The organism is uncultured Dokdonia sp. (genome assembly GCF_947492535.1).
Classification (GTDB): domain Bacteria; phylum Bacteroidota; class Bacteroidia; order Flavobacteriales; family Flavobacteriaceae; genus Dokdonia.
Window position 1 is genome coordinate 119,412 of sequence record NZ_CANLNH010000010.1, and the last position, 11,499, is coordinate 130,910.

The 11,499-nt window shown below is 31.4% G+C and carries 12 protein-coding genes; 8 read left to right on the forward strand and 4 right to left on the reverse strand.

The window, feature by feature from the left end:
• Positions 1 to 19 precede the first annotated feature (19 nt).
• Positions 20 to 472: a hypothetical protein gene (locus Q1A60_RS14265; RefSeq protein WP_299767092.1), complete on the reverse strand. Its 453-nt coding sequence runs from the start codon at positions 470 to 472 to the stop codon at positions 20 to 22.
• A gap of 202 nt (positions 473 to 674) precedes the next feature.
• Entirely contained in the window at positions 675 to 1,088 is a 414-nt protein-coding gene (locus tag Q1A60_RS14270; RefSeq protein WP_299767093.1) for a hypothetical protein, read from the reverse strand.
• Positions 1,089 to 1,203: 115 nt separating this feature from the next.
• On the opposite strand from Q1A60_RS14270, the gene Q1A60_RS14275 reads away from it, so the two are divergent.
• The 5 genes from Q1A60_RS14275 to Q1A60_RS14295 all read left to right on the forward strand — a co-directional run bounded on the left by Q1A60_RS14275 (position 1,204) and on the right by Q1A60_RS14295 (position 5,220).
• Positions 1,204 to 1,767 carry a sigma-70 family RNA polymerase sigma factor gene (locus Q1A60_RS14275; RefSeq protein WP_299767094.1) on the forward strand — a complete coding sequence of 188 codons (564 nt, stop codon included), beginning with the start codon at positions 1,204 to 1,206 and terminating at the stop codon, positions 1,765 to 1,767.
• Positions 1,764 to 2,564: a hypothetical protein gene (locus Q1A60_RS14280; RefSeq protein WP_299767095.1), complete on the forward strand. Its 801-nt coding sequence runs from the start codon at positions 1,764 to 1,766 to the stop codon at positions 2,562 to 2,564. Before Q1A60_RS14275 ends, Q1A60_RS14280 begins: the two co-directional genes overlap by 4 nt.
• A gap of 120 nt (positions 2,565 to 2,684) precedes the next feature.
• Positions 2,685 to 4,274 (forward strand): vitamin K epoxide reductase family protein, encoded by a 1,590-nt coding sequence (locus Q1A60_RS14285; RefSeq protein ID WP_299767096.1) that lies wholly within the window; start codon positions 2,685 to 2,687, stop codon positions 4,272 to 4,274.
• A 113-nt stretch (positions 4,275 to 4,387) separates the two neighbouring features.
• Positions 4,388 to 4,549 (forward strand): hypothetical protein, encoded by a 162-nt coding sequence (locus tag Q1A60_RS14290; RefSeq protein WP_299767097.1) that lies wholly within the window; start codon positions 4,388 to 4,390, stop codon positions 4,547 to 4,549.
• A gap of 428 nt (positions 4,550 to 4,977) precedes the next feature.
• Positions 4,978 to 5,220 (forward strand): hypothetical protein, encoded by a 243-nt coding sequence (locus Q1A60_RS14295; protein WP_299767098.1) that lies wholly within the window; start codon positions 4,978 to 4,980, stop codon positions 5,218 to 5,220.
• 58 nt (positions 5,221 to 5,278) lie between these two features.
• Here Q1A60_RS14295 and Q1A60_RS14300 read toward each other — a convergent pair whose 3' ends face one another.
• Positions 5,279 to 7,990 carry a CHAT domain-containing tetratricopeptide repeat protein gene (locus Q1A60_RS14300; protein WP_299767099.1) on the reverse strand — a complete coding sequence of 904 codons (2,712 nt, stop codon included), beginning with the start codon at positions 7,988 to 7,990 and terminating at the stop codon, positions 5,279 to 5,281.
• 21 nt (positions 7,991 to 8,011) lie between these two features.
• Positions 8,012 to 8,527: a hypothetical protein gene (locus Q1A60_RS14305; protein ID WP_299767100.1), complete on the reverse strand. Its 516-nt coding sequence runs from the start codon at positions 8,525 to 8,527 to the stop codon at positions 8,012 to 8,014.
• Positions 8,528 to 9,192: 665 nt separating this feature from the next.
• On the opposite strand from Q1A60_RS14305, the gene Q1A60_RS14310 reads away from it, so the two are divergent.
• From Q1A60_RS14310 to Q1A60_RS14320, 3 genes are read left to right on the forward strand one after another with little or no spacing between them, the layout of a single operon-like run.
• Entirely contained in the window at positions 9,193 to 9,759 is a 567-nt protein-coding gene (locus Q1A60_RS14310; RefSeq protein WP_299767101.1) for a sigma-70 family RNA polymerase sigma factor, read from the forward strand.
• The gene (locus tag Q1A60_RS14315) at positions 9,759 to 10,559 is read left to right on the forward strand and encodes a hypothetical protein (RefSeq protein ID WP_299767102.1); all 801 of its coding nucleotides are present in this window, start codon (positions 9,759 to 9,761) and stop codon (positions 10,557 to 10,559) included. The genes Q1A60_RS14310 and Q1A60_RS14315 overlap by 1 nt, the downstream gene beginning before the upstream one ends.
• A gap of 49 nt (positions 10,560 to 10,608) precedes the next feature.
• Entirely contained in the window at positions 10,609 to 11,418 is an 810-nt protein-coding gene (locus tag Q1A60_RS14320; RefSeq protein ID WP_299767103.1) for a DNA/RNA non-specific endonuclease, read from the forward strand.
• The last annotated feature ends 81 nt before the right edge of the window (positions 11,419 to 11,499 follow it).

Consider the following 11,499-nt stretch of genomic DNA (forward strand, 5'->3'; position numbering starts at 1 on the left):
TACGTATAATGATTTTAAATTATATAGGCGCAGAAATACAAGTATTTGAAAATGTTGTTAATCTTAAATTAGGGTCTGTTGGTTTTACAATATCTGGTTTACAATCCATGTCAGCAGGACATGCTCCTCTCACATGCCATATTTCTGCATTTGGATTAGTTGTACATTGTGTGATAGATACCATTCTGTTACAATATGGATTTCTAATAGCATTTTTTTCTTGTTTTGTAGAGCTTGGATCATATTCTACAAATATGTAATAAAAGTTATAACTACCGTCAGATATAAGTAAATTTGGATCTCCACAATTTGTCTGTACTCTGTTGTGTTGATCGGTTTGGTTTTTAGAAACACTGAGAATAGAATTTGTAGTTACTTGCTGTTCTATGTTTTCTTCAGAATCAACACTACATGATACCGTTAAAATAAAAATTAAAAGAACTGTTAAGGGCTTAAAAAATGTACTTTTCATAAAAAAGAATTTAGGGTTAAAATTAATATTCATTGTGTAGTTACATAACCCTTTTGTTTGTTACCCAGTAAATGTAAAAGTTTAATTTTAAGAACTAGTACTTCTTCTGGTGTTTTGTTTTACAGTAATCAAGTATCACTCATCCCTACCATATTTATTACTAAGATAGATATCAAAAAATAAATTAGGTATTGTATTCAAATTATTGACATGTATTTGCAAATGTTGCTAGTCTTAAATTTGGATCTGTAGGTTTCACAATATCTGGTTTACATTCCATATTAGTAGGGCATATACCTCTTACATGCCATATTTCAGCATCTCTATTATTTGTACAAGGTGTGATGGATACCATTCTATCACAAAATGGATTTCTAATAGCGTTTCTTTCTTGTTTTGTAGAACTTGGTTCATATGCTACAAGTATGTAGTAAAAGTTGTGATTACCATCAACAATGAGTATATCTGGATCTGCACAGTTTTGACCTGAAAAAGAGTTGTAAACAGTATTTGCAGTGGTTAACGATTCTACGTTTTCTTCAGAGTCAACACTACACGATAATGTTAAAATAAGGATAAAAAGAGTAGTTAGGGATTTAAAAAATGTACTTTTCATAAAAAAGGTTTTAGGGTTAAAATCAAGTAGCAATTACTGTGTAGTTGCATAACCCTTTTGTTTGTTACCTAGTAAATATAAAAGATTATTTTTGTTTATCTAATTAATCACGCGAATGCCTGAAAATACGGTTTACCTCAAAGCTTTATTACAAAATGATTCTAAAGTAATTACAGAAATATATGCTTCTATTTTTCCTAAAGTAAAAAAGTTTGTGATTCAAAATAAAGGACAACAGGCAGATGCTGAAGATATTTTTCAGAAAGCATTGATGCAAATTGCTGTGCGGTATCGCAGAGAGCCTTTTGAAATTAAAAGCAGTTTTGAAGCTTTTCTATTTACAGCGTGTAAAAATTTATGGAGAAGAGAATTAAATAAAACCAAAACAAGGGTAACAGATGATGGAGTGATGGAACTTCAAAGTGAAGAAAAAGATATGGCACTTGCTACTTTAGAACAGGAACGATGGGAGCTATTTGCAGAAAAACTGGAATTAATCTCTGAAAACTGTAAAAAAGTACTTCAACTATTTTTTGCAAAAGTATCTTATAGTGAAATTGTAAAAAGGCTAGGGTACAACTCTGAGACTGTGGCAAGACAGCGCGTATTTAAATGCAAAACAAAACTCATGAAAACCATCACTAGTGATCAACGTTATAATTCCTTAAAAGAATTATGAATCCAGAGGAAGAAAATACATATATAGAAAACTATTTATTAGGCAAATTACCTCAAGAAGAAGAGATTGCTGTACAAAAACGGTTGTCTGATGATATACGCTTTCGCGAAAGCGTACTCTTGCAGAAACAACTTCTTGAATCACTCTCTGAAAATTCATGGAGCTATGCTAAACATGTAGATGCAAAACGTCTCAATGAGTATGAGAAATTATATAAAAGCGAGGAAACAGCAAAGCTAAAAACAACCATAACACAAGCGCAAAGCAATTATCAAAATAGTGCTTCAAAAAATAAACGATCTTGGGTATACTATATAAGTGCTGCTCTTATAGCAATCATGATAGGTATAGCTGTATTGATGCCAAAAAAGCAAAATTCTCAAGAACTATATGTAGATTATTATGAAACTTCAGACATACCATCATTAGTATCGCGTGGAGGTGAAGATGATACCTCACTTATAGATGCCGAGCGTTATTTTGAAGAAGGTAATTACAATAAAGTACTTACTATTCTTACACCTAAAGTAGCAACGGTTACAAAAAACAAAGCAAGTATACTCCTTTACAAAGGGATTTCAGAAATGGAATTAAATCAATTTGAAAAAGCACATGCTACCTTTGATCAACTTAGTACTAGTGATTTGATTGATGCACCTATGGCAATATGGTATAAGGCATTATTGTATTTAAAAATGGATGACTCTGAAAATGCAAAAGTGTTACTTAGACAAATTACTATGTCTTCTACTAATTATAAATATACCGAAGCAAAAGAGCTATTAGAACAATTATAATTTCAACAACAATTTGTTGATTTTTAGATAGATACTCTTAAAAAAAAATATTTTTTCTTTTTTAGGGGTAAGAAATATTGTTGTCTGGAACATATAGGTGTTTACAAAATGCATCTAAGTATGGACGAATTAGTTTTTCGGCTTTTAACAATATCACAAATCACTTCATTCTCAAAAGAAGATATCTATCTTCAGTTACTATCTCATGCTGATTTTCCAAGTATTAGAGCGATTACAGATACATTAGATTATTTTGAAATTGAAAATATTGCAGCGAATGTTCCAAAAGATGCATTGTCACAACTTCCAAAATTATTTTTAGCGCTTGTTGAAAAAGAAGGAGAGACAGAATTAGTATTAGTAAAGCAATTACAAAAAAGAGTTCAAATAAGAACTATCCAGAATAAAAAGCAGCAGCTTTCAATTCAAGAATTCTCTTCTCAATGGACAGGGACTATCATAGCAATAGAGCAAGAAGAGAAAACAACAGTATCCGTATTTAAATTGCCTGATTTTACGCCAATAGCACTGGTAAGTACATTCGTATTTGCTGTTGTAACTGCTTTGCTATTCATACCATCAATAACATATATCATATATGTTTTTCTTACCCTAGTAGGAGGTTTTGTAAGCTATTTGATTAGTAAAGAAAGTATAGGTGTTAAAGATGCTATTACATCAAAAGTGTGTAATGCATTATCATCAAAAATAGATAGTTGCAGGACTGTTATTACATCAAAAGAAGGAAGAGTCAACAAAGCGTTTGGTTTGGGAGACGCTTCACTAATCTACTTTTCAAGTTTATTTTTTACAATAGTTTTTTTAGGGGTTCACACGAGTATTTTATTAGCAATATCCATAGGATCATTGCCTATAGTAGTGTACTCTATATATCTTCAGAAGGCACGCATAAAGCAGTGGTGCGGTTTATGTTTGTTGACTTCTGTAGTATTAATATCCCAATTTGGAACATTATTAAGAATGTTTTCAGGTTGGGATTTTTCTTTGTCTTATGCTTTTAAACTACTTGTTTTAAATATGATGCTGACCTTTTTATGGGCATACATAAAACCTATAATAGTAAAGAATAAAGAATTGCTTATAACAAAGAAAAATTATTTCTCTTTTAAAAGAAACAAAACCTTCTTTACAGCAGCACTTCAAGAGGATGCCATTACAAATATGCAGACCCTTCCTAAAAAAGCACAACTGTATTTTGGAAATAGAGAGGCTCCTATACAAATAACCGCATATAGCAATCCATTATGTGGGTATTGTGTTGCTGCATTTGAATTATACGATAGATTATTAACGCAATTCCCAAAAGATGTAGGAATACAATTGATTTTTAATACCCCAAATGATCCTGAAAATCCATCTACAGAAATTGCAAAACAAGTCCTAGAAATCTATCATAAAGACTCAAGAAAAGGTTTTGAAGCATTAAAGGATTGGTTCTTAGATAGAGATGTGCAACGCTGGCAAGAAATTTATGGATATGGAAACTCAATGCTTTTGATGGATGATCGTATCCTAGAAATGCATCGTGATCTAGCAATTCAAAATAATATTCATTATACACCAGAAACATTAATTGGAAATCAAAAGTTTCCTAAAAAATATTATGAATATGAAGATCTCTTGCTTTTTGTTGAGGAGATAAAAGAGTCATCAAATTTAAAAATAAAACAAAGTGTAGAAGTTTTATGAAAATAAAAGAGCCTAGCGGTAACTAGACTCTTTAAACATTCTTGCAAGGATAGACACAAACTGTGAGTGTCTCAAAATGTTCACGGTAAAATTAATTATTAAATTTTACAATTATGTTAAAAAACATTTTAGAATTAACGGGAACTTTAGAATTAAAAAAAGAAGCGCAAAAAACAATTAACGGAGGAGCAAGCAGAGAATGTAATAAACCACCAATTTGTCCTGTAGGGGCTGTATGGGATGCATATCAGTGTAGATGTCTTACTGACTGCTAAAAACATGTCATTATTCATGATATAGTAATGGAGTAAGCGGGTTTAGACTTGCTTACTCTTTATTAAAACATGTTGTCTTTTATATATGTAGCAAATGTTTCTATTATGATACTTACGCTTCTTGCGTTACGATAGAAATAAATACTAACATCATATTTAGGTAATTCAGAATTCTTCTTATAAATCTTAAAAAGGAAGTAGGCGAGTACTTTTTACAAGTTATATGTCTACTAAAATTAAGAGTATATAGTTTAATGACTGTGTGTCAGATCATTTTAATCACTAATAGTACAAAACGAATACCCTGTACATTCTGATTGGTTTAAATTGCTATGAACGAGATTTAAGCATAGAATTCATAAAGGAAGACATAGGCTGTGAGTGTCTTTAAGTGTTCATGGCATTGTTAATTATTAAATTTTACAATTATGTTAAAAAACATTTTAAATCTAGAAGGAGCTCAACAATTAAATAAAACAGAGCAAAAAAGTATTAAAGGTGGAGTCTTTACTATCGGAGGTGTACCTATTGGTTCTACTTGTGATTATAATTCATTGCAAGCGTGTTTAAACGTATGTACAGCTCCAGGCACAAGTTGTGCGGCTTGTGCAGATACAAATGCTACACCAGGAACCTACGAATGTAGAGCAGGTGGCTTTACAATTGGATAATTGTTTGTTATAGTATGTTAGGAAAGGGTAGGTTTTAATTGCCTATCCTTTTTAACTTTTAATGCAATGGTTGTTTTTTACGCTTTCGCGAAAGCAAAAGAAGCAATACTATAATAAGACTACCTACAATGATATAATACCAAAACCAATCTTTTTGTGGTAAGGGGTCCGTGTCTCCAATTAAAACTAATGAAGCCCAATAATAAGGTGCTACTTCAGATCCAGTGTGGTTTTTTAAGTAATCGAGTTTTGCTTGATGTAAAGAAGAAGATTTAGAGGCACCCTCTTGTAAATTTTTATAAAAGGCGTCTACAATATATTGTGTAGACTTATCGTCTACATTCCATAACGAAGAAATAGTACTTTGTGCGCCTCCATAAAAAAAGCCTCTAGCAAGACTCATGGTCCCTTCTCCAACGACCATTTCTCCTGCATTAGAATTACATGCACTTAGCATGACAAGAGAAGCATTGTTTTGACGTAAACTAATGTCGTCTAGAAAAAGTTTACCATCGCTAAAAGCAATCCAAGGAGCAATAGAATCATTGGCATCTGCATGTGTAGCTAGATGAATCAGGTTTGATTTTCCTAATTCATTAAAGAAAGCTTCTTGAGAAGCTTCCTGTTTAGAAAATATATGCCCATTAAAATAGGAGTCTAATGATGCTGTTTCTTTACTACTTTCTGTAAGCTTTGGTAAATTGAGATTGGTAAACTCTACTGGAGCAAATGCAGAAAAAGTAGTGTTGGTATTTAGGATATTATTTCTATTAATCTCATGAAATGCGTAATTGTATTTATACCCTATTTTATGATGATATATGAGGTAGTCATTCTCAGAAGTGTTTGGAGATACTATAAGGCTTTCAAAAGGAATTTTACTCAAATAATCGTCAGGTATGATCGTAAGCTCTTTAGACTCTATGAGAGATCTTACAGAAGGCGGAAATAATGTTTTATACACCTCATAAGACAATTGTTGATACGTTTTAATATCCTTCTCAGTTTTAAAAGGAATGGTGTTTTTTAAAAGCAATTTTTCTACTTTTAAAGCAAAATCTTGAAGTTTTTCTATAGGAAAGAAAACAGCTTCCTTTTTTGTAATCACAATACCATATCCAGTATTTGTATTAGGGTAAATACCAAACCCATCATCACTAGCGATATGATACTCTAAAAGAGCGTGAGAAGGATCTATTTGTTGTTGGATTTCAGCAATAGAGAGACTACTTAATGTATATGAAATAGTATTGTCAGATGATAGGTTTATTTTTTTTCGAACTTTTTCTAAGGAGTCTATCGTTTCTTTAAGGAGTGAAATATCATTGGTTCCATCTCTTTGTAAACTTTTAATTTTATTTTGTAATGTTCGTTCTGTAAGAATGAGTTGCTCTGGGACATTTAATTTTTGAGCACGCTTGATACGATGAATTTCTTCAGATAATAATAGGGATTTATTTTTTTCCATAAAGTTTAATCCCGTTTCTATATCATTAGCAGCTAGACAGGCTCTAAGCGCTCTTGTATAGACTTCTGCAGCTTCTTTACGCCAGATAAACTTTGAAGAAGTAAGTTTGTTTTGAGATTGGTATAAATCAAATGTATAATCTGTGAGTTTATAATAGGTTAGTGCACTGTCAAGTAATGTCTTGTTTTGAGTGGTTTCACTTTTTAAATGATAAGTTTGCGCGATGCGACTTAAAATAGACCATAAATTTCCATCGTTAAGGTGTTCTTTTATACGTTCTTTTTTTTCATCTAGTGATAGTTGGTCAAATCGATAGCCTGTTAAGTATTTTAAAGAAGTATATAGTTGATCTATAGCTATGTCATGGTTTCCTAGATGAGTATTGTTTAGCCCTAGATTTGCGTAAATAAAAGATTTGGTGTCTTTATTTCTATTAGTGAGGTATTTCAATCCTTCTTCAAGGTAGTTTATAGATTTCTTGGGGTTGGCTACATCATAAAGAATAGCAAAATCATTATAGATATTTGCTACTTTGTTGGAGTCATTTTCTTTTTTTGCAAGTTGTAATGCTTTGTTAATGTGTATTCTACCTTTTAGAGTATCTCGAATACTATATTCTGAGTAATAGATGCCTAAAACTCTTTGTATATCTATTTTTGTTGCAATATCTATGGGAATATGTTTGCTAATGCTATCTGCAAATAATAAGTTTTTTAGATTTTTTTCTTGAGCTCTTATCGTGTTTTTTTTCACATAAGCATTAGATGCCTTTATATAATTTTGAAGTAGGTTGGTATAATCTTTTCTTTTTTTTAAAATATTTGCAGCAATCTCAAAGTTGAGTATTGCCGTTTCAAAATCACTTAAATGATAATGGCTAAATCCTATAGTTTGATATGCTCGATATATTCTAGCATCTTCAGGAGCAACTTCTATCGCCTTTTTATTATAATGAACACTTTCTTCATAATTATTAATAGCGAAATGTAAGCTTCCTAATTTTCGCCATTTTGCAGATAGGTTTATTCTACTAGAAGGAGTGTGGTATTTTATAGAAAGAGGTAGTACTGCTATAGCTTCAGCAGTTCTACCTCTTTTATGATGCCAGTTTGTGTATCTGTAGCTTACAGCTTCAACATTTGCCGAATCTTTTTTAAGGATTCCTTGCTGTAATAATGAGTCTATTTTTCTAGCTTTTTCGGCATCTGAAACACTTAGTTTTTTTATATCATTATAGACACTAATTTGAGAGAAACTAATGAAAGAACTTAATGAAAAAAAAAATAAGAGTATGTATTTCAACTTTTTGAAAATGATTTATTTTTAATCTTGATCTTCTTCATTTGCAGTACTAGGGTTAGTATCAACAGCAGCTCGTACTGAGTCTCCTTTACAACCACTTCTATCATCGTTATTATTTGCATGATTAAAAATCCATAACTCTGTGTTTGTCTCAGGAAACGCCCCTATAGAAGTTATGAGTGCATGGCTTTGTTGAAATGCGAGTCTAACACGTGATCGTACTTCTAAAACGATAATAGGATCATTAATTCCATTTAGTTCAGCATCTCCAATCCAAAAAATTTGAAAATTTTCTTGTTCACAATCTCCTCTTCTTGAAAAGAAGCCATTTCTTGATTGTGATTGTACCTCATCTTGCTTTTGTATCTGAATGAGTGCGTTTAATTCTTCATGAGATACACTTTTAAATTCTAATTGACTTTCGATACTTTGAGTTTCATCCAATTCATCATTAGAAGTACTACAGCTAAACAATAATAGTGTGAGAGTAAAGCATAAAATATATGCTAGGGACTGTCTTTTAAATAATAGTTTCATAGTTTTTAAAATGTTTTATTATACAGCTATGTTCTAGAATGAATAATTTCTTACCCACCTAATGTTGGCTTTTATGTTTAATAAAGATAAAATCAGTAATAAAGGTCAATAAGAATGACCATTTCGATATCAATTTTTGTTGTAAAGTAGTAAAATATTATGAAAGTGTAATGTTTCAATGATAAAATCTAATAGTATATAACTGTGTTAAGTTTTAAGTGCATTTTTAATGATTTGATTATTAGGAGCTAATAGGTGAAGAAGCGCATATGAGAAAAATGATATAGTTAAGCAATAGAATTTACTACGTACGCTTTCGCGAAAGCATAATTTAGAATAATAATTATAGCTGTTCAAAAGCTTATTCAAAATCGATATACACATTAGCAAAATTATGACTTCAAAATAAAATGGGAATGGATTAATTTTTGAAGCAATATATAGTCTAATAAGGTGCCTTTTAAAAAACTTAAATTCACTTTCTGAATTTCGAAAGTATTTATTTTCGGAGTATTATATAATGATTAGTGATATCATTAGAGAACCTTATATAGCGCTTTGAAAATATTCTTTGTTTTCATAATTATCTTTAAGATTAATATGTTATTTTGTTTTATATTTCAAAAAAAACCATAATCGTATCCCTAAAACATCTTTTTTAATTTATGGTTAAAAATAATAAGGTAAATTTTCTTGAAGGATTGCGTACAGGTGATGAAGACATCATTAAAGCAATCTACATAGCTATGTTCCCAAAAGTAAGGCATTTTGTGCTTAAAAATGAAGGAACACAACAAGATACAGACGAAGTTTTTCAAAACGCCTTGTATCAATTAAGCGTGCGTTTAAAGGTGAGTGAGATAGAAATTAAGTCATCTTTTGAAGCTTATTTATTTACGGTTTGTAAAAATTTATGGCGTAAAGAATTAAATTCTAAAAAAAGATGGGTAAGAAATGAAGAGGTTATTGCACTTAAGAGTGAAGAAAGTAATCATAGTGAAGCTATTATAGCACAAGAACGCTGGGATCTTTTCGAAGAAAAATTAGAATTATTATCTCCTAATTGCAAGGATTTACTAAAAGACTACTTTAAAAAAGTGTCTTATGACCGTATTGTAAAGAAGTTTAAATATGCTTCTGAAAATGTAGCTTTTCAGCGTATTTTTAAATGTAAAAAACGTTTAGGAGATTTGATTATGAAAGATAGTAATTACGCAAAACTCAAATCGTAATGGAAGAACATGTGTATAAAAAAATAGAGGCGTATATAAGTGGCACTATGTCTGCAGAAGATGCGCAACAATTTGATTTACAGATGGAAATACAGCCAGAATTAAGAGAAGAAGTCGCTTTATATACGTCTATAAATCATCATCTCTCTGAAACTGAATATGATGATGTGATTTCTGACTCTGATTATAAAAAGCAATTGGATACGTATTTAAAAGATGAAGAAGCAGTAGCTATTAAAAAGAAATTATCACTCGTAAAGGAAGAGTATATGGCAACTCTACAAGAAGAGAAGCCAAAAAGTAAAATCCGCCCACTGTATTATATTTTATCAAGTGCTGCTGTCATTGCGTTAGTATTCGGATTGTTATTTACGGGGAATTCAAATGAAGATCTTTACGCTAATTATTACCAATCCTCAGACTTACCTTCTTTTACAAGCAGATCAGATCAAACCTCATTACTTTCAAAAGCGAGTATTGATTTTAAAGAAGGAGATCTAGACACTTCTTTAACAACCTTTCAAGAATACATTACGAAAACTGAAGATGTAGACCCTCTTGTATATGTATATACGGGCTTGATTTATTCAGAAAATCAAGAACTTCAAAAAGCCATAGCACAATTTGATCTTTTAGAACAATCAAAAAGTCTTGATCGCTCGCGTGCATTATGGTATAAGGCATTGACGTATCTCAAATTTGAAGATGTGTCTAAAACTAAAGAAATGCTTATAGTTATTCTTGAAAATCGATCCAATTATAAATATCAAGAAGCAAAAGAACTCCTTGATAAATTGTGATTGTTTAGTAGGTAAACGATATTTGCTGTGATGTAATGATCACAGATACATGAAAAGAAAATATACCTATCCGCTTCTTGTTGTTCTATTTATGTTAGGATACTTGGCTTTTGAAAAATATGCCAATCAAAAGTTAGACGGACCTATTGTAAAAGCAGGAGCAGAAGAAAAGGAAGCTACCAATACCTATTTTTTACCCACCTCTACAACAGGACAAGTCATTCATCATAATTATTATTCCCTTAGCTATAGTGAGACAGATGAACAAGCAGAGTGGGTAGCATATGAGCTTAAGAAATCTCAGGTAGTTAATAGCGATTTTAAACGCCCTTATTTTGAAGTAGATCCCGCTGTAAAAACGGCATCTGCACATTGGCGTAATTATAAAAAATCTGGATATGACCGCGGACATCTATGCCCTGCAGGCGATCGAGAGTTTAGTAAAGATGCTTATAATGAAACTTTTCTGACTAGCAATATTACACCACAAGAGCATAGTTTTAATGCAGGTGTTTGGAATCGATTAGAACAAAAAGTTCGCTATTGGGCAAAAAAATACGATGGCGTTTTTGTCGTAACGGGTGGCGTTTTAAAAGACAAGAGCACTTCTATTGGAACAGAAAAGGTGACAGTACCAAACTCTTTTTATAAGATCATTTATGACCGTTCAGGAGGGAACACACGTATGATTGCTTTTTTAATGGACCACAAACAATCAGATGCTCCTTTGTACAACTTTGTTACTTCTGTAGATGAAATAGAAAAACGCACTGGAATTGATTTCTTTCCAGAGTTAGACGACACGTTAGAAAATAGCTTGGAGGCTTCTTCGGATTATAAACAGTGGAGTTTTAGGTAATAATGTTTCTATATACGCTTTCGCGAAAGCGTATAAATACACTAATCCATAGTATTTATTGGGTATTAAAGAATGTGTTGC

Bases quoted from the DNA above. Each gene is read 5' to 3' on its own strand.
- Q1A60_RS14265 (WP_299767092.1), bottom strand. From the start codon at position 472: ATGAAAAGTACATTTTTTAAGCCCTTAACAGTTCTTTTAATTTTTATT.
- Q1A60_RS14270 (WP_299767093.1), bottom strand. From the start codon at position 1,088: ATGAAAAGTACATTTTTTAAATCCCTAACTACTCTTTTTATCCTTATT.
- Q1A60_RS14275 (WP_299767094.1), top strand. From the start codon at position 1,204: ATGCCTGAAAATACGGTTTACCTCAAAGCTTTATTACAAAATGATTCT.
- Q1A60_RS14280 (WP_299767095.1), top strand. From the start codon at position 1,764: ATGAATCCAGAGGAAGAAAATACATATATAGAAAACTATTTATTAGGC.
- Q1A60_RS14285 (WP_299767096.1), top strand. From the start codon at position 2,685: ATGGACGAATTAGTTTTTCGGCTTTTAACAATATCACAAATCACTTCA.
- Q1A60_RS14290 (WP_299767097.1), top strand. From the start codon at position 4,388: ATGTTAAAAAACATTTTAGAATTAACGGGAACTTTAGAATTAAAAAAA.
- Q1A60_RS14295 (WP_299767098.1), top strand. From the start codon at position 4,978: ATGTTAAAAAACATTTTAAATCTAGAAGGAGCTCAACAATTAAATAAA.
- Q1A60_RS14305 (WP_299767100.1), bottom strand. From the start codon at position 8,527: ATGAAACTATTATTTAAAAGACAGTCCCTAGCATATATTTTATGCTTT.
- Q1A60_RS14310 (WP_299767101.1), top strand. From the start codon at position 9,193: ATGGTTAAAAATAATAAGGTAAATTTTCTTGAAGGATTGCGTACAGGT.
- Q1A60_RS14315 (WP_299767102.1), top strand. From the start codon at position 9,759: ATGGAAGAACATGTGTATAAAAAAATAGAGGCGTATATAAGTGGCACT.
- Q1A60_RS14320 (WP_299767103.1), top strand. From the start codon at position 10,609: ATGAAAAGAAAATATACCTATCCGCTTCTTGTTGTTCTATTTATGTTA.